Source organism: Shewanella maritima, assembly GCF_043643735.1.
GTDB classification, from domain to species: Bacteria; Pseudomonadota; Gammaproteobacteria; order Enterobacterales; family Shewanellaceae; genus Shewanella; species Shewanella maritima_A.
In genome coordinates, this window is the sequence record NZ_JBHZSM010000001.1 from 82,837 (window position 1) to 109,809 (window position 26,973).

Sequence of the window (26,973 nt, forward strand, 5' to 3'; positions counted from 1 at the left end):
AGCAAAATGGATTATAAATTAGATTTTTCCGTAGGCTGAATCACCCCAACCAATTAACTTATTATCGCGAATAACAACTGGCGTACATTCATCTTTTGTAGTTTTGCCGTCGCCTTTAGCCCATTGGGTACGATAGAAGAATACCTGTACTTCTTGTTTTTCGCCTTCACTATTAGGGCTTAGGTGTGCTTCACTGAAATCAGCTGTGCCCATTATTACAAGTACTTGATCGCGGGTCATGCCCATCTGTAGTTTTGTAAGGTTACTGCGATTTGTTGCTTGTTGCACTTCCCAGTAGTTATCACCACGACGAGATTCATGATCTCCAACATTTAATACACAGCCGCTCATGGTAAGTGTTGTTGCCGCAATTAATAAGCTAGCTAATAGTTTTGATTTCATCTTTATTCCTTTTTGATAAACTACTCTGACAAGGTTTACTAAGCTACTTTCATGCCAAAAATACAACAGATTGATTTATATGAACTTTTAAATTAACACTCATACTATTTGTGCATGTTTCACCATAATGTAAGGAATTTCACTAATCATGAGCTCAATTAACCACGTTTTGAGTGCTGCCAAAGCGATTGCAGACAAAGGACATACTCCTAACATAGCCTTACTTAAAGGAAAGCTTGGTAAGCAAGTTCCCATGCCGACACTCATTCAAGGTTTGCGTCAATTTAAAGCCATGTCGGACCAAGAGATCCAATCAATAAACGCTTACGTTGAACCTGCACAAAAAAATACACAGCCAGTTCAACCCAACATCGAACAACTGATGCAGCAAGTAAGTGAAATGCAAAGCCAGATAAAACAACTTGAGTCGCGCATATCTCAATTAGAAAGCCTACAGGATACAAAATAATGTTTGTGGTTGAATTACGCTTTGAATGTTTTGCAGATACGACGATTACTGCGGCAGAGAAAGCCATTAACAATTTATTAGAAGCTTATCGGGCCAATGGTCAAGTCTTAGGTAGAGAGTTTGCGGTAGCATTTAATGAAGGCGAATTTAAAGTCAGAATGTTACTTCCTGAGAAGACAAGCTTACATCCACGCAATCACAGTTACTGGGTAAAAGTGGCCCTAAATGATTTAACCAATGCAAAAATATTAGCACCGCGAGAAAAGTACATTGGCCAAGATATTAATTCTGAAGTAAGTAATGTTGAACAGCCTAGCTGGCAAGTCTTATATACCAGCTATGTGCATATGTGCTCACCTGTAAGAAGTGGTGATAACTTACTCCCTATCCCGCTGTACCACCTGCCAGCTACTTTTAACGGTGATCACAAAAGGATAATTAAGTGGCAAACAGAGTGGCAAGCTTGTGACGAACTACAAATGGCAGCCGCCACCCAAGCCGAATTTGCCGCACTGACTGAAATAACCTCACATGAAAGTGACTTATTTCGCCGAGGATGGGATTTGCGCGGTCGTATTGAATACCTCACGGGCATCCCCACTTACTATTACTTGTATCGTGTCGGGGGTGAAAGTCTAGTTAGTGAGCAAAATCGCACGTGCCCGAAGTGCGGCTCAGAAAACTGGAAACTAGCGACCCCTTTATTGGATATGTTCCACTTTCGTTGTGAACCTTGCCGTATCGTATCGAATCTATCGTGGGATCATCAATAGCACAGTATTTATAAGGCCAAAATCTCAACTTTACACAGGCATAGTACTAAAACTTATTGTGCCCCATAAGGCTGGCCCACATACCTTTGATCCGTTGCCATATTCCAGGGTGAGATGCGATAACATCTTGCTCGGCTTGTGGCATAATCGCTGGCTTAACTACCACATTGAGCTTAGGTAAAAAATCAGCTAATGACTCAGCAAGTTGGGTTTTAGGTTTATCACCGGGAATCTCAAGCCAAACACTACCTGTTTCGTTATCTACCGTAATCATTTGGTCGCCATCAGCTATCACTCCAATAAACCAAGTGGCAGGTTGTTTTAGTTTTTGCTTCATCATCAAATGACCAATGATATTTTGCTGTAAATACTCAAAATCTTGTTGATTCCATGCTTGCAGCAATTCCCCTTCACCCCATTCAGAATCGAAACTTAAGGGAGCACAATAATATCTGCCAAAAAATGCATTGATATCATCATGCAGTGTCATTTCCAGAGCTTGTGCCACATTGTCAAAACCTCCTGAGTTTTGTCTCTTTACAGGTTGCCAGAACACAGCGGTATCATGGGTTAACTCCTGCTCACCTTCTATACAAGGAGAGGCTTCTCCTAAGGGGTAATATCGCGGTAATTCAGACAAAGCATTGTCATAGGCTTTTAAATATCGTTGAATGAAATTATCTAGGGCTGATGAACAAGACACTATAGCTTCTCGTGGTTTATAATAGTGACCATATTTTGACATGGAATAAGATTAGATGACACAAAATCATGACCCATACAGTGAAGCGAAAGAGTTAGCAGGTTTAACTTTAGGCAAGCAAACTGCTTACCAAGAACATTATGACGCATCACTGCTGCAAGGGGTTGCTCGTAAACTCAATCGAGATGCGATTAATTTACAAGATGATTTACCTTTTCATGGTAGTGATATTTGGACCGGTTACGAACTTTCTTGGCTCAATGCGAAAGGTAAACCTGTCGTAGCTTTACTTGACGTAAATCTAGACATCAAAAGCACGAACCTAATTGAGTCTAAATCTTTTAAGCTATACCTAAACAGTTTTAATCAAACTCGCTTTGATTCAGTTGATGCTGTGCAGCAAACCATCTCAAAAGACTTATCGGCATGTGCTAATGGTGAAGTTTCAGTGAAAGTCATTGAACCTAAGCATTTTAGTCATGCGCGCATAGTAGAATTACCTGGTACTTGCATTGATGACTTAGATATCGAAGTTGAAGATTATCAGTTTAACCCAGAGTATCTCGTTGATAGCATTGACCAAGAAAAGAATGTTGCTGAAACAATCAACTCTAACCTACTTAAATCAAACTGTTTAATTACTTCACAACCCGACTGGGGTAGCGTGATGATCCGCTATCAAGGCCCTAAAATCGACCGAGAAAAGCTGCTGAGATACCTTATTTCATTCAGGCAGCATAATGAGTTTCATGAGCAATGTGTTGAGCGTATCTTCATCGATTTAAAACGATTCTGCCAATGTCAGAAGTTAACTGTGTACGCCCGTTATACTCGTAGAGGTGGGCTGGACATAAACCCGTTTCGCTCAGATTTTGAAAACACCCCAGAGTCTATCCGTCTAGCTCGCCAGTAAACCCAAGCTTCTCAGCCACATAACGACATAGTACTTATGTGGCTGTAGCCAATATTCATTGTGCATAGACTTTATTGTTTCGATTTAACCTTGCTGGTTTGCTTGCACGCTTTTATCAATAAACAATAACTTGGTAGCCTCATCAACCGGCATGGGCTTGGCAAACAGGTAACCTTGCACCTGATCAAAACCAATATTCTGCGCCATCCGCAAATGGGGGTAGGTTTCAATCCCTTCTGCGACAACTGTTTTACCTAGTTGCTGGCACAAAGGTACCAGTGCCCGTAAGATATTTTCCGTCGCTTTATCCGCTGTCATTGATTTGATAAAGCTATGATCAAATTTAATTTTATCGGCAGGAAATGACTTCAAATAATTTAATGATGAATAACCCGTACCAAAGTCATCCAAAGAAATATTCACCCCCAAATCACTTAAGCTCGCTATTGCATTTTGCCCAAGGCTAATACTTTTCATTGCCGATGATTCTGTAATCTCAATATTAAGACGATTAACATCTCGCCCTAGCTTCTCCAACAAGGCTTTAGCCGAAGTCATATACTGGCTGTCATTTAACCCTTCAGCAGACAGATTAATCGCAATTGACTGGTTAAATGCGTAGTTTTTCTGCCAATCTTCCAGTACTTCAATGCTCTTTGCTAATACCCACAGGTCTAGCTTTGGCATCAACTGTAACTGAGATAAAAAGGGAATGAACTCGACTGGGGAAAGAATGCCACGGTGTGGATGCTGCCAACGTACCAGCACCTCAAAGCTCTCAACTTTATTTGCACTTACATTGTAAATCGGCTGCAAATATAAACAGAATTCATCATTTTTCAGTGCACGGCGCAGTTCATGCTCTAAAGATATTGAACTGATATGTTCTGGGGTTAAGTCACTGTAAAAGTGACATTGACGTCCACCCATTTTCTTAGCTTGTGATAAAGCACGCTGCGCATTCAGTAATGTCACGTCATCTGCTTGATGTTTATCAATTTTCGCTGCGCCTAAACTGAGATCTATATGCACAGGATGATTAGGAATTGCCACTGATCTCGCCATGGTTTTACGTAACATTTCTAACTGTTTTGGTGTTGCAATACTGGCATTCATAACACACGCAAACACATCACCACTAAGCCTTGTTTTAGCAATTGCAGTTTCAGGCATTTGTTTAAAGAAATCAGCCAATGCAATTAACACTTCATCACCGAGTTTGACACCACCTGCTTCATTTATACGTTTAAAGTTATCAATACCAAACAGCACAACTAGCGCATCATCATCGTTATTTAACACACCAGCTTGCCAACGTTTAATCGCTTGCTCCAGACCTTCACGATTATTAAGACCTGTCAAAATGTCTTGGTGGCCAATCACATTAAGTCGCTCACGCATCGACTGCTGCTTAGCTTGCTCAAATTCCAGCAACCACATCACTAAGCCTAAACCAATAGTCGAATAGGCGAGTAACTCAAAAGCACCATGGTAACGGACAATATCTGCGATTAAATTCCACTCTCGAGAAAAGCTTGCCAACCCCAGCAGTAACATTTCTAAACCCAGCAAGAAAAAAGTAAGGGTAACAATGTTGCGGCCTGTGCTTTGTTTATTAATTTTCTTAAAGAGATAATATCCACAAAGGCAGAAGCAAAGACCACCGAATACATAACGACTACTCGTGCGGATCATATGTCTTAATAAAGCAGAGTCAGGGTCAAAGGCATACAGGGTGGCTAAAACAACACCTAAGGCAATGCCGATGTACATCAGGTGCTTTTCATATTTAAAAGGAGTTGATTGGGGACGGGCAAGTTCGAAACACCCTAACAATAGCCACAAGATTTGCAGGAAGCCGGCACAGAGCTTTAGGGTGCTAGCGATATACATGCCAAATGAGTGATAAGCCACACCTTGTTTAGCCAATATAGACAACACAATACCTAAACTCAAAAAAAGCGCCAAGCACGCAAAGCTCTTTGCCCAGTACTTTAAATATGGGCGCCTGTAATGACGAAAGTAATGAGAAAACACGATACTTATGATTATCGCGCTAAATACTTGAAGGCTAGAAATCACCAAATAGGTCATAAAAAAGCTCAATCCTATGCTTACAAAGTCAATGTCATCATTTGAGTGATAATCTTATTATAAAACCGTTACCAACATGACTAACACTAGCACGTATACCGAGTTTCTCGTCAAAGTTCAAAGTCTTTATATACGCACAAGCCATTTCTCAAGTAAAAGACCAGACAGAATTGCTGGTCACATCTAAAACAACAGAATTAAATACTGCAAAGCACTGACTAACAGAATAAAAGTTTAGCTCGCTTTACATTAATAACACTTCCACCCCAATTTTACTTATTTGTCACAAACTTTGTCAGTCGACACTATTTCAGCTCAAAGTATTTATGCTAGGTGGCATATCAGCGGCGCTGTTGTAGAAATATATTTGACCAATCAATGAACTTGGCAGTGACTGGTGCAGGTTGCGCACCATGATATGAATGAGACCGTTCACTGCATTCATTGGGTAGCACTGCAGCATCATTGATTGTCCCTTGATGCTGAAAATATACACTCATGGCAAAGCGATACTCCTCATCTAAACGACCTAAAAAACAGCGCCAATGGCTTTCATCGGAACATTTCAACTGACTGTGATAAGTATTGTTGTTATCAAGCAAATGACGGTTTATCTGCAAAGTAACTTGAGAGCTTATTTGAAAATATTGCTTGTCGGTAACACTCGCTTCAATTGGATTTGTTGCTTCTTGCTGATTTATTGCAAGCCATTGCCAAACTATGTTTTCAAGGTCAAAACTAAATGCCTTTAGTGATAACGATAAGCCTAAGCCTGTCGCTTTAATAAATGACTCTTTTAGTGCCCATAAATCAAAAAATCGCTCACGCTGCTGACTTTCAGGTAACACCAATAATGCAGCTTCTTCTGGTTTTGAAAAATAATGATGTAAAATTGAATGGATATTCGTGCTTTCTCGGCGGCGTTCAATATCGACTCCCAATTGAATGGGCATTGAAGCGTCCTCTTTTGAGTGAATAACCCCAATAAGCAACCAGTTACCACTGTGACTTAAATTAAACTGCAAGCCAGTTTGTTTATATTGCACAGCCGATAACCTAGGTTTGCCTTTCTCACCATACTCAAATTGCCATTCGTCTGGTTCGATATTAACAAAGCTAGATAATACGCTGCGCAAATACCCACGCACCATTAACCCTTGCTGTTGAGCAGCGTGTTGAATAAAACGATCCACTTTATTTATCTCAGCGTCAGATAACCATGAACGCACAATAGAGACGGTTTTCTCATCTAATAAATTGGTATCTAAAGGACAAAAAAATAATTGAATAGTGGGTAAAGGGCTCAAACAAATCTCACATTTATAATAGCAATAAGACATTGTCGCTTGTTCTAGGTCGCTAATTCAACACATAAACAATGTTGATTGAAAATGTCGCATAAGGTTTAAACAAATAAAAAGGGTTAAGCCATCCTTAACCCTTTGCATATCATCTGTTATTTAAAAAAGTATTAGCCAATCAATCTACCAGTGCTTTTACCGCCTTTTCAGGTAAAACATCATAACGGCTAAACTGCATTGAAAACTGACCTTCTCCACCGGTCATAGATTTCAGCTTTGAAGCGTAGCTACTGACATTGGCAAGTGGCACTTCAACACTGACTTCAACAAGTCCATTGGCATTTGCCTGCGTTCCACAAATAATGCCTCTAGATGCACTAATGTCACCCGTCACTTCGCCGACATGTTCTTGCCCAACTAAAATGCTCATATCAACTAATGGTTCTAACATTACAGGTTTTGCTAACGAGACTGCTTCTATAAAAGCTTTTTTACCCGCCATCACAAAGGCAATTTCTTTAGAGTCTACACTGTGATGTTTGCCATCCAATAACGTGACTTTTATGTCTTGTAATGGATAGCCACCTAACTCACCGGCTAGCATGGCTTCTCGCACGCCTTTCTCTACTGCTGGAATATATTGACTTGGCACTGAGCCACCAACCACCTTCGAAATAAACTCAAAGCCTTCCCCACGCTCAAGTGGCTCTATGGCTAATTCAACTTCACCAAATTGGCCAGACCCGCCTGATTGTTTTTTATGGCGGTAACGGCATTGTGCTTTCTCGGTGATGGTTTCTCGATAAGCCACCGCCGGCGTATCAGTATCCATGTCGAGGTGGAACATATTTTGCGCTTTTTCAAGCGCAATTTTTAAATGCAAATCCCCTTGACCTTGCAATACGGTTTGCCCTTCCACTTCACTTCGAGTGATGTGTAAACTAGGATCTTCAGCGACCAGTTTATTGAGAACATCGGAGATCTTTTGTTCATCACCACGACGTTTGGCTGATACAGCCAGACCAAAAATAGGTTGCGGCACTTCCAGTTCTGGTAAATGAAATTCATCTTCATCATGGCTATCATGTAATACAGAGCCAACAATTAATGCATCCAATTTTGCAATAGCACAAATATCGCCAGGAAACGCTTGAGATACATTAATTTGTTTATCGCCTTGAAGCTTCATTAAGTGAGAGACTTTGAAAGGTTTGCGGGCTTGGCCAATAAACAGCTTCATGCCAACATTCAGCGTCCCTTGGAACAACCTAAATACACCCAGTCTTCCTAAAAATGGATCAATTGAAACGCTAAACACATGGGCTAAAACATGATCAGTTGCCTTTTGTGTCACTGTTACTGGTGTCGCCTGTTCACCAAACCCTTTCATAAATTGTGGTGCATTGGCTTCAAGTGGACTTGGCATGAGTTTGATCAGCATTTCTAACAATGAGCTAATCCCAATATCTTGTTCTGCACTTGTAAAGCAGACTGGCACTAAGTGCCCCATTCTGAGTGCTTTTTCTAGCGGAGCATGAAGCTGCTGAGGCGTTAACGACTCACCTTGCTCTAAATACAAGGTCATTAACGCTTCATCTTCTTCAAGTACCGTATCAACTAGCTCATCTCTAGCACTAGCAGGTTGACTAAATAACGCCTCTGCACTTTCATCACAATGTAAATAACAATCAACAACGGCTTTTCCATCGGCACTGGGCAAGTTAACCGGCAAACATCCATGTCCAAATTGATGCTGAATGTCGATCATCACATCCGACACTCGCGTGAGATTACTATCAAGGTGGTTAATGGCAATAATCACCGCTTTACCTTGCGCTCTTGCAGCTTCAAAAGCACGTTTAGTCACAGACTCTATGCCAACAGCGGCATTAATAACTAACAATACTGACTCAACGGCAGGCAGAGGTAATAAGGCTCGCCCGAAAAAGTCAGGTAAGCCTGGCGTGTCGATAAAGTTGATATGATGATGTTGATACTGAAGGTGTAAAAATGAAGGCTCTAAACTATGACGGTGGGATTTTTCTTGGGCAGTGAAATCAGCATGATTTGTGCCCTTGTCGACCCTGCCCTTTAACGATATTGCTTTTGCTCTATACAGTAACGCTTCAATCAAGGATGATTTGCCAGCTCCAACATGTCCGAGCACAGCCAAATTACGGGTTTGCTCACTAGTAAACTCAGCCATAATGGCCTCCTGTTTTCACATTATTAAACTTTCCATATTCTTGTCTAACTTTGTTTACGTTTGGCTATTTATTGCGCATAAAAAATAGTATACGGGGCTAACAAGTCAGATGAATTGACCTAGATCAGTGTTTACATCAGCAACGTTTTTTATAACAAAACCACCCATTCAGCTTACAAGTGTCAGCTGATCCTGGTCATATCAGTGATTAATTAGTTTCGGGTGATTGTATCGACCCGAAACCTCAGGTACTCTGCATGCTCGATTGTGCTAAAACGCTAATTTTGAAGATGAACAAACGTTAATCTTCACGTTTTTATACCGAGTCCCAACAGATTATACGGAGTATTCATCGAACTATGGCAGTCCTTAAATGACCGCAAATAGAAAAGCTCACGCTGTAACTCAAACAGCCGCTAAGAAAGCCACATCAGAATCCGATGTTGCGATGGCCCCTGTTCGCCATCGCAATGCAACAACGACTCCTGAAATGCGTCAATTTATTCAGACTTCCGATTTCAGTGTTAGTCAATTGGCTAAGATTCTTAATATCTCACAATCCACTGTCAGAAAGTGGCGCAATCGCGACTCAATCATTGATACGCCCAATACTCCGCATCATTTGAAAACCACTCTTTCACCAATGGAAGAATACGTGGTTGTGGGACTTCGTTATCAATTAAAAATGTCACTGGATAGATTGCTTCACGTCACACAACAATTTATCAACCCTAACGTCTCTCGCTCTGGTTTAGCCCGATGTTTAAAGCGCTACGGCATATCAAAACTAGATGAATTTGAAAGCCCTCATGTGCCTGAGCGTTATTTTAATCAGCTGCCTATTGTTCAGGGTACAGATGTAGCGACATATACACTGAACCCTGAAACACTCGCTAAAACCCTTGCATTACCTGAAGCGACACCAGATAACGTTGTACAGGTTGTATCGTTAACGATTCCACCTCAACTCACTCAAGCAGACAGTTATTCCATTTTACTCGGTGTCGACTTTGCAACCGACTGGGTGTATCTCGACATATATCAAGACAATCACACACAAGCGACAAATCGTTATATCGCTTATGTGTTAAAGCACGGCCCGTTTCATTTACGTAAGTTATTAGTCAAAAATTACCACACCTTTTTAGCCCGCTTTCCTGGCGCAACAGTTTTACAATCTACGGAAGCGGCAAACCAAATAAATAAATCAGCTAAGGATCAGCTGAACACTGGAGACTCAAAATGAGCCAAGCCCCTACAAATCCTGAGACAAACTCTCAAGATAATAACGAGTCGCAAGATACAAGACTGAATAAACGTCTTAAAGACATGCCCATTGCCATTGTCGGCATGGCCAGTATCTTCGCCAACTCTCGTTACCTGAATAAGTTTTGGGACTTAATCAGCGAAAAAATTGATGCTATTACCGAAGTACCTGATACCCACTGGCGCGCTGAAGATTACTTTGATGCTGACAAGAGCACGCCAGATAAGAGCTACTGTAAACGCGGTGGTTTTATCCCTGAAGTGGACTTTAACCCAATGGAATTTGGCCTGCCGCCAAATATCCTAGAACTGACCGATACTTCGCAATTATTGTCATTAGTGATTGCCAAAGAAGTGCTAGCAGATGCTGGTGTCACTTCTGAATATGACACTGATAAAATCGGTATTACTTTAGGTGTGGGCGGTGGCCAAAAAATTAATGCCAGCCTAACAGCACGTCTGCAATACCCTGTGCTTAAAAAAGTATTTAAAAGCAGCGGCCTAAGCGATGCCGACAGCGACATGCTTATCAAAAAGTTCCAAGACCAATACATTCACTGGGAAGAAAACTCGTTCCCAGGATCGCTTGGTAATGTTATTGCTGGTCGTATTGCTAACCGCTTTGACTTAGGCGGTATGAACTGTGTGGTTGATGCAGCATGTGCAGGTTCACTTGCGGCAATGCGTATGGCGTTAACCGAACTGGTTGAAGGCCGCAGTGAAATGATGATCACTGGTGGCGTATGTACCGATAACTCGCCATCGATGTACATGAGTTTTTCAAAAACCCCAGCGTTTACCACCAATGAAACCATTCAGCCATTTGATATCGACTCAAAAGGCATGATGATTGGTGAAGGCATTGGCATGGTGGCATTAAAACGTCTTGAAGATGCTGAGCGTGACGGTGACCGTATTTACTCAGTCATTAAAGGTGTCGGCGCGTCATCTGATGGTAAGTTCAAATCAATTTATGCACCTCGACCTGAAGGCCAAGCTAAAGCGCTGAAGCGTGCTTATGATGACGCAGGTTTTGCACCTGAAACCGTTGGCTTAATTGAAGCTCACGGAACAGGCACTGCAGCGGGTGATGTGGCAGAATTTAATGGTCTTAAATCGGTATTTGGTGAAAATGACTCAACCAAGCAACACATTGCTTTAGGTTCTGTTAAGTCGCAAGTGGGCCATACTAAATCCACAGCGGGGACCGCGGGTGTGATTAAAGCGGCATTAGCACTGCATCATAAAGTGCTGCCGCCAACCATTAACGTCTCAAAGCCTAACCCTAAGCTTAATGTAGAGGATTCACCGTTTTTCATTAACACTGAAACTCGCCCTTGGATGCCTCGCCCTGATGGCACACCACGCCGAGCGGGTATTAGCTCGTTTGGGTTTGGTGGAACTAACTTCCATTTAGTATTAGAAGAATACAGCCCTGAGCACAGCCGTGATGATAAATATCGTCAGCGCCAAGTCGCACAAAGCTTATTGATTAGCGCTGACAATAAAGCTGAGCTCATTGCAGAAATCAACAAGCTTAACGCTGAAATCAGCGCGCTTAAAGGCACAGATAACAGCAGCATCGAACAAGCTGAACTTGCCCGCATTGCTAAACTATATGCTGTTCGCACTTTAGATACTTCAGCAGCCCGTTTGGGTCTTGTGATCTCAAGCCTTAATGAATTAACCGCTCAACTTGGTTTAGCGTTAAAGCAGCTAAGTAACGACGCCGAAGCATGGCAACTACCATCAGGTACGAGCTATCGCTCATCTGCGCTCATCACGATTAATGCAAACCAAAAGACGACTAAAGGTAAAAAAGCGGCTAACGCACCGAAAGTAGCAGCATTATTTGCAGGACAAGGTTCTCAGTACGTCAACATGGGTATTGATGTTGCTTGTCACTTCCCTGAAATGCGCCAGCAATTAATCAAAGCCGACAAGGTATTTGCAAGCTTTGATAAAACGCCATTATCGCAAGTGATGTTCCCTATTCCGGCATTTGAAAAAGCAGATAAAGACGCTCAAGCTGCTTTACTCACTAGTACTGATAATGCGCAAAGCGCGATTGGTGTGATGAGCATGAGTCAATATCAACTGTTCACACAATCAGGTTTTAGCGCTGATATGTTTGCAGGTCACAGCTTTGGTGAACTTTCAGCTCTTTGCGCTGCTGGCGTTATTTCTAATGATGACTACTACCAACTTTCATATGCTCGCGGCGCTGCAATGGCAGCATCAGCAGTTGATAAAGACGGCAATGAATTAGATAAAGGCACCATGTACGCCATTATCTTGCCAGCTGATGAAAATGATGCCGCAAATAGCGATAACATCGCTAAGCTAGAAAGCTGTATTAGCGAGTTTGAAGGCGTTAAGGTGGCTAACTACAACTCAGCCACTCAGCTTGTTATTGCTGGCCCAACACAAAGTTGCGCCGATGCAGCTAAAGCCATTGCAGCGCTAGGCTTTAAAGCTATCGCGCTACCTGTTTCTGGCGCCTTCCACACACCACTTGTGGGGCATGCGCAAAAGCCATTTGCTAAAGCCATTGATAAAGCTAAGTTCACAGCGAGCAAAGTCGACTTGTTCTCAAATGCCACTGGTGACAAACACTCAAGTGACGCTAAATCAATTAAAGCGGCGTTCAAACAGCACATGTTGCAATCAGTGCGTTTCACTGACCAACTGAACAATATGTATGATGCTGGTGCGCGTGTATTCGTTGAGTTCGGACCTAAGAACATTCTGCAAAAACTGGTTGAAGCAACCCTAGGTAATAAAGCTGAAGCGATATCCGTTATCAGTATCAATCCAAACCCTAAGGGCAACAGTGATATGCAACTTCGTGTTGCAGCTATGCAACTTAGCGTTTTAGGTGCGCCACTCTCAAGCATTGACCCTTATCAAGCTGAAATTGCAGCTCCTGCTGTACCAAAAGGCATGAACGTTAAACTCAATGCAACCAACCACATCAGTGCACCTACTCGTGCCAAGATGGAAAAATCACTAGCAACAGGCCAAGTAACCTCTCAAGTTGTCGAAACAATTGTTGAGAAAGTTATCGAAAAACCTGTTGAAAAAGTAGTAGAGAAAATCGTGGAAAAAGAAGTCATTAAAACTGAATACGTTGAAGTAGCCTCTGGAACATCAACATCAGCCAACATTGCTCAGCCTCAATTAGCCCAATCGCATGTTGCACCGCAAACGGCTAGCACCTTAGATGCGTTTTTTAATGCACAGCAACAAGCCGCTGAACTGCATCAACAATTCTTGGCCATTCCACAACAATACGGTGACACCTTTACTCACTTGATGGCAGAGCAAAGTAAAATGGTTGCTGCAGGCCAAGCCATTCCAGAAAGCTTGCAACGCTCGATTGAGTTATTCCATCAGCATCAAGCGCAAACGCTACAAAGTCACACCCTGTTTTTAGAGCAGCAAGCTCAGGCAAGCCAAAATGCATTAAACATGCTAACGGGTCAAACACCTGTTACAGCTCCTGTTGTTAATGCACCAGTTGTTAATACGCCAGACGTTAATTCACCAGTAGTTGAAGCGGTGAAAGTAGCACCTCCTGTACAAACTCCTGTCGAAAACACGCCAGTAGTAAAAGCCACACCTGTAGCTCAACCAGCTGCGATGGCCGCTCCAGCCCCACGTGTTGAACCAGTTAAAGCACCGACTCCTGTAGCCGCTCCTGTAATAAGTGCGCCTGTAGCTCCTACTCCTGCAGGCTTAAGCGCTGGAACAGCTCTGAGCGCGCAAACAGCCCTGAGCTCACAAAAAGTTCTGGATACTATGTTAGAAGTCGTTGCTGAAAAAACCGGTTACCCAACCGAAATGCTTGAACTCAGCATGGATATGGAAGCTGATTTAGGCATCGACTCAATTAAACGAGTTGAGATCTTAGGTACTGTTCAAGACGAACTACCAACACTGCCAGAGCTAAGCCCTGAAGATTTAGCCGAGTGTCGTACTCTTGGTGAAATCGTTGACTACATGAACTCTAAGCTACCCGCTGCAGGCGCTAAGCTTCCTACAAGTGACGCTGAAGGCACTAAGCTACCCGCTGCAGGTTCTGCCCCAGTTGCATCACCAGTTCAGTCTTCGGCTACAGCACCAGGCCTTAGCGCTGAAACAGTTCTGAATACCATGCTAGCAGTCGTTGCTGAAAAGACCGGTTACCCAACTGAAATGCTTGAACTCAGCATGGATATGGAAGCGGATTTAGGCATCGATTCAATCAAACGAGTTGAGATCTTAGGTACTGTTCAAGACGAACTACCAACACTGCCAGAGCTAAGCCCTGAAGATTTAGCTGAGTGTCGTACACTGGGCGAAATTGTTGACTACATGAACTCTAAACTTCCTGCAAGTGCAGCTGAAGTAGCTCAAACCCAAACTGCGCCAGTTCAAGCTGCATCAGGCCTTAGCGCTGAAACAGTTCTGAATACAATGCTAGAAGTGGTTGCTGAGAAAACCGGTTACCCAACTGAAATGCTTGAACTCAGCATGGATATGGAAGCGGATTTAGGCATCGATTCAATCAAGCGAGTTGAAATTCTAGGTACTGTTCAAGACGAACTGCCAACGCTACCAGAGCTTAACCCAGAAGATTTAGCAGAGTGTCGTACACTAGGCGAAATTGTTGACTACATGAACTCTAAGCTACCTACAACTTCAGCTGCAGGCGCTAATACACAGGCCGCTGCAGGCGCTATGAACAGCACAGCCGTTGTAGCTCCAGTTGCTCAAGCTTCTGGTTTAAGTGCACAAACAGCCCTGAGCGCAGAGCAAGTTCAAAGCACTATGATGACAGTCGTTGCTGAAAAGACCGGTTACCCAACTGAAATGCTTGAACTAAGCATGGATATGGAAGCGGATTTAGGTATCGATTCAATCAAACGTGTTGAGATCTTAGGTACTGTTCAAGACGAACTGCCAACACTGCCAGAGCTAAGTCCTGAAGATTTAGCTGAATGTCGTACCCTTGGCGAAATCGTTAGCTATATGGGTAGTAAACTACCCGCAGCAGGCGCTATGAACACTAAGCTTCCTGCTGAAGGAGCTAATACACAGGCCGCCGCAGGGGCTGCTGCACCTTTAACACAAGCATCAGGTTTAAGCGCACAAGAAGTACAAAGCACGATGATGACTGTAGTTGCTGAAAAAACCGGTTACCCAACTGAAATGCTTGAGCTAAGCATGGATATGGAAGCGGATTTAGGCATCGATTCAATCAAACGTGTTGAGATCTTAGGTACAGTTCAAGATGAACTTCCGACGCTACCAGAACTTAACCCAGAAGATTTAGCTGAGTGTCGTACACTAGGTGAAATCGTATCTTATATGGGGAGTAAACTACCGGCCGCAGGCGCTATGAACACTAAGCTACCTGCTGAAGGCGCTAATACACAGGCCGCAGCAGGCGCTGCTCAAGTAGCTGCCTCAACCGCTGAAACAGCCTTGAGCGCCGCGTCAGCATTAACAGCAGAGCAAGTACAAAGCACCATGATGACTGTGGTTGCTGAAAAAACCGGTTACCCAACTGAAATGCTTGAATTGAGCATGGATATGGAAGCGGATTTAGGCATCGATTCAATCAAGCGTGTTGAAATTTTAGGAACGGTTCAAGACGAGCTTCCGGGCTTACCTGAATTAAATCCTGAAGATTTAGCAGAGTGTCGCACCCTAGGTGAAATCGTTAGCTACATGAACTCTAAGCTACCTGCTGAAGGCTCTAAACTCTCAACAAGTGCAGCTGAAGGCTCTCAGCCAACGCTAAGCTCAGCAGACACTTCACTTGCCACAGCTGAGTTAGCAACTGACTTACCTCCTCATCAGGAAGTTGCGCTAAAAAAGCTACCAGCGGCGGATAAGTTAGTTGACGGTTTTTCAAAAGACGCCTGTATCGTTATCAATGATGACGGCCATAACGCAGGTGTTTTAGCTGAAAAATTAGTAGCAACAGGCCTAACCGTCGCCGTTATTCGTAGCCCTGAGTCAGTGACATCTGCGCAATCACCGCTAAGCAGTGATATTGCCAGCTTCACTTTACCAGCGGTCAATGACGACGCGATTAGCGATGTTATTGCTCAAATTAGCAAGCAACATAAGATTGCCGGTTTTGTTCACCTACAACCTCAACTAACAGCACAAGGCGCTTTGCCTTTAAGTGATGCTGGTTTTGTAGCTGTAGAGCAAGCTTTCTTGATGGCTAAACACCTTCAAAAATCATTTGCTGAGCTGGCTAAAACTGAGCGCATAAGCTTTATGACCGTTAGTCGCATTGATGGTGGTTTTGGTTACTTAAACAGTAACGAGCTCGCAAAAGCAGAGCTCAACCAAGCGGCATTGTCTGGCTTAACGAAAACACTTAGTCATGAATGGCCAACCGTGTTCTGTAGAGCATTGGATATTACCCCAAGCTTTGAGGCTGTAGAATTAGCACAAGCCGTTATTGCAGAGTTATTTGATGTTGATACAGCAACTGCTGAAGTGGGTATTAGCGACCAAGGTCGTCATACTTTATCTGCAACGACAGCTGCTCAAATCCGTTACCAAAGCACATCTTTAAACAGCGAAGATAATGTATTGGTGACTGGTGGCGCTAAAGGTGTGACATTTGAATGTGCCCTTACCCTTGCCAAACAAACACAGTCACACTTTATCCTTGCTGGTCGCAGTGAGCACTTAGCGGGTGATTTACCTCAGTGGGCAAAGAGTGTCATAGCGGCTGCGCCTAACGTTAGTGAAGTAAACACAAGTCAGTTAAAAGCTGCTGCGATTGGTTTTATTCAATCTCAAGGTAACAAGCCAACACCTAAGCAAATTGATGCCTTAGTTTGGCCGATTACCAGCAGTTTAGAAATTGATCGCTCATTAGCAGCATTTAAAGCTGTCGGTGCAAGTGCTGAATACATCAGCATGGATGTCAGCTCAGATACCGCCATCAAGCAATCTCTTGCTGGCCTTAAACCGATTACAGGCATCATTCATGGCGCGGGTGTACTCGCTGATAAACACATTCAAGACAAAACCTTAGCTGAGTTAGGCCGTGTCTATGGCACTAAAGTGTCGGGCTTTGCTGGCATCATCAATGCGATTGATGCAAGCAAGTTAAAACTGGTTGCTATGTTCTCATCAGCAGCCGGTTTCTATGGCAATACTGGCCAAAGCGACTACTCAATGTCTAATGAGATCCTCAACAAGACAGCACTTCAACTTGCAGCTAACTACCCGCAAGCTAAAGTCATGAGCTTTAACTGGGGCCCTTGGGATGGCGGAATGGTCAGTTCAGCATTGAAGAAAATGTTTGTTGAGCGCGGCGTATACGTTATTCCACTCGATAAAGGCGCAAACTTGTTTGCTCACAGCCTATTGTCTGAGTCGGGCGTACAGCTATTAATTGGTTCAAGTATGCAGGGCTCAAGCTCAGCAGATAAAACAGGCGCAGCTGTAAAAAAGCTTAATGCGGACTCTTCGCTTAATGCCGAGGGTTCGCTGATTCTTTCTTTTACTACTCCTGCTAACCGTGTTGTCAACAACGCGGTTACTGTTGAACGTGTACTAAACCCAGTTGCAATGCCCTTCCTTGAAGATCATTGCATCGCGGGTAATCCAGTACTGCCAACAGTATGCGCTATACAATGGATGCGTGAAACAGCGCAACAATTGTGTGGTCTGCCTGTGACGGTTCAAGATTATAAATTGCTGAAAGGCATTATTTTCGAGACTAAAGAGCCACAAGTATTAACGCTGACATTGACGCAAACTGAATCAGGCTTAAAAGCACTGATTGCTAGTCGTATGCAAAGTGACGCCATTGATAGCTTGCTAAGACCTCAGTATCAAGCAAACCTGATTGTTAATGAGAAGGTTATTAATGAGAAAGTTGCTAAAGAAGCGGTTTCAACCACGCTACCAACAGCAGCAAAAAATGCGCAGCAATTAGCAAACTCAGACAAAGTCATTAGCACTGATAGTGAATTGTATAGCAATGGCAGTTTATTCCATGGCCCTCGCCTACAAGGAATAAAGCAGTTGTTAATTGCCAACGATGAACAATTGGTTTGTTCTGTTGAGTTGCCTCAAATTAATGCTTTAGATTGCGCAAGCTTTACACCGCAACTAGCGTTAGGTGGCAGTCAGGCTTTTGCTGAAGACTTACTTTTACAAGCCATGTTAGTGTGGGCGCGTATTAAGCATGATGCAGCAAGCTTGCCGTCGACTATTGGTAAGTTAACGACTTATGCACCATTTGCATCAGGCGATAAAGGTTACTTGGTGTTGAATGTGCTTAAGAGTACCAGCCGTTCGTTAACAGCTGACATTGCACTTTACCATCAAGATGGTCGCTTGAGTTGCACTATGAGCAGTGCAAAAACAACAATTAGCAAAAGCTTAAATGAGGCATTTCTTGCCCCTGCAAAAGCAATTGCTGACTTGCAGGAGTCTGTGTGAGCATTCAACTGACTGCAAAAACGGCTGCAATCAACAGTATGCGTATAGCCTTAAAACTGGTCGCGAATGATCAAACATCACTCGCACCAGCACAAAATGCTGATGACATATTTGCAGCCATAAAACCGTGTTCATTAGCGCAGGTCATTGGCGAGTCTGCCATTGACCTTGAAATTGATGTATCAAGCTTAGATGCTGGCATAGATAACCTTGCTACAGCAAGCCAACAAACGCTTAGCTTTAGTGATTATTTTGCCCAAGCGATTGCCCATATTGAGCAGCAACATACTGTGTTACTGAGCCATCCAGCAATACCGTATCGAGTATTGATGATGCCAGCCATTGTGGCGGCTAAGCATCGCTGTCATCCCCACGCCTATTTAACGGGTTTGGGAGAAGCTGATGATATGCAATGCGCAATGCAAAGCGCCTTAGCACAAGCTAAACGTGAGCACATTACTCCTACCTTGGTCGATGTCACTGAGTTAACTTGTTATAAAGACAAGTTTACTCAGCTTGTCATGTTGATAAGCCGTATTGCTGCACGTCGTTTACCTGACAGTAAAATGCCTACTGTCACTAGCGATAATAGTCATGCCATTTCAGGCGCAGATGCGAATAGCCTCAAGCAGAGCAATAGCAACCAAGCCAATGCCAAATATTGGTTTACCAAAATGCACCAAAACCGTGTTGCTAGCTTTAACTTTACTGAAAATGGCAAGCAACATGCTGCCGTTTTTGTTCAAGGTACTGAACTGGCGCAGGCCAGCTCGATGCTTGATGAAAACAGACTATTCTTCCCCCTAGCAGCCGACACCTCTGCTTGCATGACCCAATCTTTGCTTGAACTATTGGCGGCGCTCAACACGCTTAATCAGCAACAGAGCAATCAATTAGACAACCAGCAGCTTCAAAACAAGCCTCGCCATGTTATCTCTTTAATGCTCAACTACTTAAAGACATTTGATCAAACCAAACCCTTGTCTGCCGTTATCATGGCCAACTCTGTAGTCACTGCAATCGCAGAAATTGAAGCCATGTTAGCCAAAATCAGCACAGCAAGTGATGACACCTCTGGATCGATAAATGAACTTGAGTACAAAACGCCTTCGGGGAGTTGTCTAACCATCACTCAGCATGAAGCTCTTGGTCGCAGCGGCGTGTGTTTTGTGTATCCGGGTGTGGGCACGGTTTATCCGCAAATGTTTGCACAACTGCCACAGTACTTCCCCGCTCTGTTTGCTCAACTTGAACGTGATGGCGATGTTAAAGCCATGCTTCAAGCTGATTGTATTTATGCAGAAAATGCCAAAACCTCAGACATGAGTTTAGGCGAGCTTGCTATTGCAGGGGTTGGCGCAAGTTATATCTTGACCAAAGTGCTTACCGAACACTTTGCCATTAAGCCTCATTTTGCAATGGGCTACTCTATGGGTGAAGCATCAATGTGGGCCAGCCTTAATGTCTGGAAAACGCCTCACAATATGATTGAAGCCACTCAAACTAACAGTATTTTCACCTCTGATATTTCGGGCCGACTCGACTGCGTCCGTCAAGCATGGCAACTCGAACAGGGTGAAGATATTGTTTGGAATAGCTTTGTTGTGCGTGCTGCGCCGACTGAAATAGAAGCCGTGCTTGCCGATTACCCTCGCGCTTATTTAGCGATTATACAAGGTGATACCTGTGTATTAGCGGGTTGTGAGCAAAGCTGTAAAGCCTTATTGAAACAAATCGGTAAACGTGGCATTTCAGCAAATCGTGTCACAGCAATGCACACTACACCTGCAATGCTTATTCGCGATAATGTTCAAGCGTTTTATCAGCAGCCTTTACATGAGCAAGATGTTATTGCACCTTTCGCAAGCCAAATTAAATTTATCAGCGCTGCCAGCCAATTGCCGATTAATTTAACCAGTGAAGCGATTGCAGCATCCATTGCCGATACCTTTTGTCAGCCGTTAGATTTTACACAATTAGTCAATAATGCACGTCAATTGGGCGCCTCGCTTTTTGTCGAAATCGGCGCTGACAGACAAACGACAACACTGATTGACAAAATCTCTCGCACCTCTGAAATAGTGCAAACATGCCAAGCCATTTCAGTGAATGCAAAAGGCGATGATCAAACGGCGCTGCTTAAATGTATTGCTCAACTGATTACTCATAAAGCCCCAATTTCGCTCGATTATCTTATTGCGACCTTGTCGAGTTTACTGACGACAACATTGGCGGCAGAAAAACGAAGTAATCACCACACAGACAATATGTTGGCCCCTCAATTAGAAGGAGAACAATCTTGAGTTCTCAATCAAACGTTCCCAAAATTGCCATCGTAGGTTTAGCCACTCAGTACCCCGATGCTGATACACCAGCAAAGTTCTGGCAAAATTTATTAGATAAAAAAGACTCTCGCAGCACCATTAGTCAGCAAAAGCTCAATGCAAACCCTGCAGATTTTCAAGGTGTTCAAGGCCAGTCTGACCGTTTTTATTGTGACAAAGGTGGCTACATTCAAGACTTTAGTTTTGATGCCAATGGCTACCGTATTCCAGCTGCGCAGTTTAATGGTCTTGACGACAGTTTTTTATGGGCAACAGACACAGCGCGCAAAGCACTCAATGATGCTGGTGTGGATATCACTAACAGTCAAGATAATGCGGTATTAAATCGCACTGGTATTGTCATGGGTACCTTGTCGTTCCCAACGGCAAAATCTAACGAATTGTTTGTGCCGATTTATCACAGCGCCGTTGAAAAAGCGCTACAAGATAAGCTGCAACAACCCAGTTTCACATTGCAGCCTTTTGATAGTGAAGGTTATAGCGAGCAAACAACGCCAGCCTCTTTGTCTAATGGCGCCATTGCACATAATGCATCAAAACTGGTGGCCGATGCCCTTGGGTTAGGCGCAGCACAACTCAGCCTTGATGCCGCGTGCGCGAGCTCAGTTTACTCATTAAAGCTGGCTTGTGATTACTTGCATACAGGCAAAGCTGACATGATGCTTGCTGGTGCGGTTTCAGGCGCAGATCCCTTCTTTATTAACATGGGCTTTTCTATCTTCCATGCTTACCCAGACCATGGCATTTCTGCGCCTTTTGATAGTAATTCAAAAGGGTTATTTGCAGGTGAAGGTGCTGGCGTTTTGGTACTCAAACGTCTTGAAGATGCTGAGCGTGATGGCGACCATATTTATGCACTTGTCAGCGGCATTGGCTTATCCAACGATGGTAAAGGTCAATTTGTACTGAGCCCAAACAGTGATGGTCAAGTCAAAGCCTTTGAGCGTGCCTATGCAGATGCAGCCATGCATGATGAACATTTCGGCCCTGATAATATTGAGGTCATCGAGTGTCATGCCACTGGCACACCGCTGGGTGATAAAGTTGAGCTGACCTCGATGGAACGTTTTTTTAGCGACAAACTCAATGGTAGCCATACGCCATTGATTGGCTCAGCTAAATCAAATTTAGGTCATTTGCTGACGGCTGCAGGTATGCCTGGGATCATGAAAATGATTTTTGCCATGCGCCAAGGCATGTTGCCACCCAGTATCAACATTAGTTCGCCAATTACATCACCAAATCAGATGTTTGGCCCTGCTACATTACCTAATGATGTATTGCCTTGGCCTGATAAAGCGGGCAATCGTGCTCGTCATGCTGGTGTATCAGTATTTGGCTTTGGTGGTTGTAATGCCCACTTATTGATTGAGTCATATCACGGACAAACTTCAACAGCTCCAGCTGCTAATACCATTAATGCACAGTTGCCTATGCATATTACTGGCATGGCATCACACTTTGGGCCGCTGAATAATATTAACCGTTTTGCCAATGCAATAAACCAGCAACAAACGGCGTTTACTCCGCTACCGACAAAACGCTGGAAAGGCTTAGATAAACATCCTGAGTTATTGCAGCAGCTTGGTTTGGCGCAAACACCGCCAACAGGGGCTTATATTGATCAGTTTGATTTTGACTTCTTGCGTTTTAAAGTGCCACCTAATGAAGACGACCGCCTGATCTCGCAGCAGTTATTGTTGATGAAAGTTGCAGACGAAGCGATTCATGATGCCAAACTTGCATCTGGCAGCAAAGTCGCTGTACTGGTTGCAATGGAAACCGAGCTTGAACTGCATCAGTTCCGTGGGCGAGTTAATTTGCATACTCAAATCGCAGCTAGCTTAAATGCGCACGGTGTCAGCCTATCTGACGATGAGTACCAAGCCCTCGAAACCCTTGCGATGGACAGTGTTTTAGATGCGGCCAAGCTGAACCAATACACTAGCTTTATTGGTAATATTATGGCGTCGCGGATCTCATCGTTATGGGACTTTAATGGCCCAGCCTTTACGATTTCAGCAGGCGAGCAGTCGGTAAATCGTTGTATTGATGTGGCGCAAAACCTATTGGCCATGGAATCACGTCAAGAGCCGCTAGATGCCGTGATCATCGCAGCAGTTGATTTATCTGGCAGTATTGAAAATATCGTCCTGAAAACGGCAAGTCTAGCTAAAACGGGTCAACAACATCCGCTCAGTATTGGTGAAGGTGCAGGTGCGATAGTACTGCAGGTTGCCAACCAAACAGCGACTGACTCTGAACCGCTAGATTTAATTCATCAAGCACTTGGTGCAGTAGACACACCACTAGCGGCGATATCAGGTTCAGCAGAACGAAGCAGCAGTGACTCCATCAACTGCCATGGGGCGTTAAACAGCTACGCTACAATCAACAGCTTATCATTTGGTCACATCAGCCAACTTGAAGCCATGAGTGATGAATTACTCACCCCTGCAGGCTTATCGACAAGTGATATCGGCATGCTAGAGCTAAATCAAGCGCCAGACTTAACCCATATTGATTCAGCGCAAGCGCTATCTCAACTTTACAGTCAGTCTGCAACAACTCAAGCCAAGTCTTGTATCGGCCATACTTTTGCCGCTTCAGGAATGGCAAGCTTGCTGCACGGACTGCTCAATCAACAACAAGATGCGCATTCAGCCCAAACGCTTCAGCCCTTAAATACCATTGTCGCCACACTCAGTGAGAACCAGTGTTCACAGTTGCTGCTGAGTCAAATAGCTGAACAAATCTCGGCTTTAAACAATCGAATTAATACTGATATTGGGCAGCAAACCGCTAAAAAACTCAGCCTTGTTAAGCAAGTGAGCTTAGGTGGACGTGACATTTATCAGCATATTGTCGATACGCCATTGGCTGACATCGACAGTATTCGCGCTAAAACGGCAAATCTTATCCCTGCCGCAACCAATACAACGACGAACATGCTTGAGCGAGATCAGTTTGTGTCTCCAGAACAGACTCCTTTAACGCCAATGTTCGACAAGAATAACGCTATGACAACAGAGACTTCTATGCCGTTTTCAGATCGTTCTACCCAGTTCAATCCAGCTCCTAAAGCTGCAGCGCCTAATGCCAAAGCTAATGCCAAAGCTAATGCCAACGTTAAAGCTAACGTGACGACAGCAAACTTCACAGCAGCAAACCAAGTGCCACCAGCACATTTAACGGCTTTCGAGCAAAATCAATGGTTAGCACATAAAGCGCAATTAGCATTTTTAAACAGCCGTGAACAAGGTTTAAAAGTGGCTGATGCACTCTTAAAACAACAGCTTGCTCAAACCAATGGGCAACCCCAGAGTGGTTTCACACAACCTATGCCTGCAGCTAATGTGACAGTGCAAGCTGCAAATGTGTTAGCGCAGCCACTGACATCACAAGCGCCACAAGCCCCTGTTAAGCGTCCAAACCATGCCTGCGTGCCACCTTACACAGCGCCTACTCCTGCTGATAAGCCATGTATTTGGAATTACGCTGATTTAGTTGAATACGCTGAAGGCGATATCGCTAAGGTATTCGGCCCTGATTACGCTGTGATTGATAACTACTCGCGCCGTGTTCGCCTACCGACCACTGATTATTTGTTAGTATCTCGCGTAACTAAACTCGATGCGACCATGAATCAGTATAAACCGTGCAGCATGACAACAGAGTACGACATCCCTGAAGATGCGCCGTACCTTGTCGATGGTCAAATTCCGTGGGCGGTCGCCGTTGAATCTGGTCAATGTGATTTAATGTTGATCAGCTACTTAGGCATTGATTTTGAAAACAAAGGTGAACGTGTTTATCGCTTACTTGACTGTACCTTAACCTTCTTAGATGACTTACCACGCGGCGGTGACACACTGCGCTACGACATCAAGATTAATAACTTCGCTAAGAATGGCGACACCTTACTATTCTTCTTCTCGTATGAGTGTTTTGTTGGCGACAAGATGATCCTGAAAATGGACGGCGGCTGTGCAGGCTTCTTTACCGACCAAGAATTGGATGACGGTAAAGGCGTTATTCGTACCGACGATGAGATTAAACTGCGCGAAACTGCGCTAAACAATCCTAATAAGCCTCGTTTTGAGCCATTATTGCATTGCGCTCAAACTGAGTTTGATTATGGCCAAATCCATCATTTGCTAAATGCAGATATTGGTGACTGTTTCGCGGGCGAACATCATAAGCATCAACAAGCTGCAGGTAAGCAAGATTCACTATGTTTTGCGTCTGAAAAGTTCTTGATGATTGAGCAAGTAGGCAACCTTGATGTTCATGGCGGCGCATGGGGCTTAGGCTTTATTGAAGGTCATAAGCAACTGGCACCTGATCATTGGTATTTCCCATGTCACTTTAAAGGTGACCAAGTGATGGCCGGTTCATTAATGGCTGAGGGTTGTGGTCAATTACTGCAATTCTTTATGCTGCACATTGGTATGCACACGCTAGTTAACAATGGTCGCTTCCAACCACTTGAAAATGCTTCACAAAAAGTGCGTTGTCGTGGTCAAGTTCTACCGCAACACGGTGAACTGACTTACCGGATGGAAATCACTGAAATTGGCATTCACCCCCGCCCATATGCCAAAGCCAACATTGATATTTTGCTTAACGGAAAAGCGGTTGTCGACTTCCAAAACTTAGGTGTCATGATCAAAGAAGAAAGCGAATGTACTCGCTACCTTAATGATACGCCAGTTGTTGATACCTCTGCTGAACGAGTTAATTCAGCAACCAATAATATTCTATTCCCAGCGGCTTCAATCAATGCGCCACTCATGGCTCAACTGCCTGATTTGAATGCCCCAACCAATAAAGGCGTTATCCCACTGCAACATGTTGAAGCGCCGATAATTCCAGATTATCCAAATCGTACTCCTGATACCCTGCCATTCACGGCGTATCACATGTTCGAATTTGCCACTGGCAACATTGAAAACTGCTTTGGGCCGGACTTTAATATTTACCGTGGTTTCATTCCACCGCGCACACCATGTGGCGATTTACAGCTAACGACTCGGATTGTTGATATTCAAGGTAAACGTGGCGAATTGAAGAAGCCGTCATCGTGTATCGCAGAATATGAAGTGCCAACTGATGCATGGTATTTCGCTAATAACAGCCACGCCTCGGTCATGCCTTATTCAGTGTTGATGGAAATTTCATTGCAACCTAACGGCTTTATTTCAGGCTACATGGGCACCACATTAGGCTTCCCTGGTGAAGAGTTATTCTTCCGTAACTTAGACGGTAGTGGTGAACTATTACGTGATGTTGATTTACGTGGCAAAACCATTGTTAACGATTCAAAGCTATTATCAACCGTTATTGCTGGCAGCAACATCATTCAAAGCTTCACATTTGATTTAAGTGTTGACGGAGAGCCCTTCTACAAAGGCAGTGCGGTATTTGGCTACTTTAAAGGCGATGCGCTTAAAAACCAGTTAGGTATTGATAACGGCCGTATCACTCAACCATGGCATGTTGAAAATAACGTTGCTGCTGATATCACTGTTGATTTACTTGATAAGCAATCTCGCGTGTTCCATGCTCCCGCGAACCAACCACATTATCGCTTAGCTGGCGGTCAACTTAACTTTATCGACAAAGCTGAAATCGTTGATAAAGGTGGTAAAAATGGCTTAGGTTACTTGTCGGCATCTCGCACCATTGACCCAAGTGATTGGTTCTTCCAATTCCATTTCCATCAAGATCCCGTGATGCCAGGTTCATTAGGCGTTGAAGCCATTATCGAGTTAATGCAAACTTACGCCATCAGCAAAGACCTAGGTAAAGGTTTCACTAATCCGAAATTTGGCCAGATTTTATCTGACATCAAATGGAAGTACCGTGGCCAAATTAACCCATTGAATAAGCAAATGTCGTTAGATGTGCACATCAGTGCAGTCAAAGATGAAAACGGCAAACGCATCATCGTAGGTGACGCAAACCTCAGTAAAGACGGGTTACGCATTTACGAAGTAAAAGATATCGCTATCTGTATCGAAGAGGCATAAAGA

General features: G+C 43.7%; 12 protein-coding genes. 7 read left to right on the top strand and 5 right to left on the bottom strand.

The features are described from left to right. Positions 1–18: 18 nt before the first annotated feature. Positions 19–402 carry a DUF3192 domain-containing protein gene (locus ACHUGF_RS00360; protein ID WP_394128782.1) on the bottom strand — a complete coding sequence of 128 codons (384 nt, stop codon included), beginning with the start codon at positions 400–402 and terminating at the stop codon, positions 19–21. 148 nt (positions 403–550) lie between these two features. Between ACHUGF_RS00360 and ACHUGF_RS00365 the strand changes: the two genes are divergently transcribed. Both ACHUGF_RS00365 and ACHUGF_RS00370 read left to right on the top strand, forming a co-directional pair. Beyond that, on the top strand, positions 551–871 hold the full coding sequence (locus ACHUGF_RS00365; RefSeq protein WP_394128783.1) for a hypothetical protein: 321 nt from the start codon (positions 551–553) through the stop codon (positions 869–871). After that, positions 871–1,644, top strand: a complete 774-nt coding sequence (locus tag ACHUGF_RS00370; protein ID WP_394128784.1) for a Zn-ribbon-containing protein — start codon at positions 871–873, stop codon at positions 1,642–1,644. Before ACHUGF_RS00365 ends, ACHUGF_RS00370 begins: the two co-directional genes overlap by 1 nt. 46 nt (positions 1,645–1,690) lie before the next feature. Here the strand turns inward: ACHUGF_RS00370 and syd are convergent, their stop codons facing one another. Beyond that, on the bottom strand, positions 1,691–2,347 hold the full coding sequence (gene syd / locus ACHUGF_RS00375) for a SecY-interacting protein (RefSeq protein WP_394128785.1): 657 nt from the start codon (positions 2,345–2,347) through the stop codon (positions 1,691–1,693). Positions 2,348–2,402: 55 nt separating this feature from the next. On the opposite strand from syd, the gene queF reads away from it, so the two are divergent. Further along, positions 2,403–3,260, top strand: a complete 858-nt coding sequence (gene queF, locus ACHUGF_RS00380) for an NADPH-dependent 7-cyano-7-deazaguanine reductase QueF (RefSeq protein WP_394128786.1) — start codon at positions 2,403–2,405, stop codon at positions 3,258–3,260. An 84-nt stretch (positions 3,261–3,344) separates the two neighbouring features. Here queF and ACHUGF_RS00385 read toward each other — a convergent pair whose 3' ends face one another. From ACHUGF_RS00385 to fusA, 3 genes are all read right to left on the bottom strand, one after another. After that, positions 3,345–5,216 (bottom strand): putative bifunctional diguanylate cyclase/phosphodiesterase, encoded by a 1,872-nt coding sequence (locus ACHUGF_RS00385; RefSeq protein WP_394128787.1) that lies wholly within the window; start codon positions 5,214–5,216, stop codon positions 3,345–3,347. A 479-nt stretch (positions 5,217–5,695) separates the two neighbouring features. Beyond that, complete coding sequence (locus tag ACHUGF_RS00390) at positions 5,696–6,661, bottom strand: 4'-phosphopantetheinyl transferase family protein (RefSeq protein ID WP_394128788.1); 966 nt, start codon at positions 6,659–6,661, stop codon at positions 5,696–5,698. Positions 6,662–6,833: 172 nt separating this feature from the next. Beyond that, a complete protein-coding gene (gene fusA / locus ACHUGF_RS00395) occupies positions 6,834–8,861 on the bottom strand; it encodes an elongation factor G (protein WP_394128789.1) in 2,028 nt (675 codons plus the stop codon). 373 nt (positions 8,862–9,234) lie between these two features. Between fusA and ACHUGF_RS00400 the strand changes: the two genes are divergently transcribed. Genes ACHUGF_RS00400 through ACHUGF_RS00415 form a run of 4 tightly spaced genes read left to right on the top strand, consistent with a single transcriptional unit; the run spans position 9,235 to position 26,970 of the window. Next, positions 9,235–10,107, top strand: a complete 873-nt coding sequence (locus ACHUGF_RS00400; RefSeq protein WP_394128790.1) for a transcriptional regulator — start codon at positions 9,235–9,237, stop codon at positions 10,105–10,107. Further along, entirely contained in the window at positions 10,104–18,593 is an 8,490-nt protein-coding gene (locus ACHUGF_RS00405) for a phosphopantetheine-binding protein (protein ID WP_394128791.1), read from the top strand. The genes ACHUGF_RS00400 and ACHUGF_RS00405 overlap by 4 nt, the downstream gene beginning before the upstream one ends. Beyond that, positions 18,590–20,896: a PfaB family protein gene (locus ACHUGF_RS00410; RefSeq protein WP_394128792.1), complete on the top strand. Its 2,307-nt coding sequence runs from the start codon at positions 18,590–18,592 to the stop codon at positions 20,894–20,896. The genes ACHUGF_RS00405 and ACHUGF_RS00410 overlap by 4 nt, the downstream gene beginning before the upstream one ends. Then, positions 20,893–26,970 (top strand): hotdog fold thioesterase, encoded by a 6,078-nt coding sequence (locus ACHUGF_RS00415; protein WP_394128793.1) that lies wholly within the window; start codon positions 20,893–20,895, stop codon positions 26,968–26,970. Before ACHUGF_RS00410 ends, ACHUGF_RS00415 begins: the two co-directional genes overlap by 4 nt. Positions 26,971–26,973 lie beyond the last annotated feature (3 nt).

Coding starts and splice junctions, on each gene's coding strand:
- ACHUGF_RS00400 (WP_394128790.1), top strand. CDS start 9,235: ATGACCGCAAATAGAAAAGCTCACGCTGTAACTCAAACAGCCGCTAAG.
- ACHUGF_RS00365 (WP_394128783.1), top strand. CDS start 551: ATGAGCTCAATTAACCACGTTTTGAGTGCTGCCAAAGCGATTGCAGAC.
- ACHUGF_RS00360 (WP_394128782.1), bottom strand. CDS start 402: ATGAAATCAAAACTATTAGCTAGCTTATTAATTGCGGCAACAACACTT.
- fusA (WP_394128789.1), bottom strand. CDS start 8,861: ATGGCTGAGTTTACTAGTGAGCAAACCCGTAATTTGGCTGTGCTCGGA.
- ACHUGF_RS00370 (WP_394128784.1), top strand. CDS start 871: ATGTTTGTGGTTGAATTACGCTTTGAATGTTTTGCAGATACGACGATT.
- queF (WP_394128786.1), top strand. CDS start 2,403: ATGACACAAAATCATGACCCATACAGTGAAGCGAAAGAGTTAGCAGGT.
- ACHUGF_RS00405 (WP_394128791.1), top strand. CDS start 10,104: ATGAGCCAAGCCCCTACAAATCCTGAGACAAACTCTCAAGATAATAAC.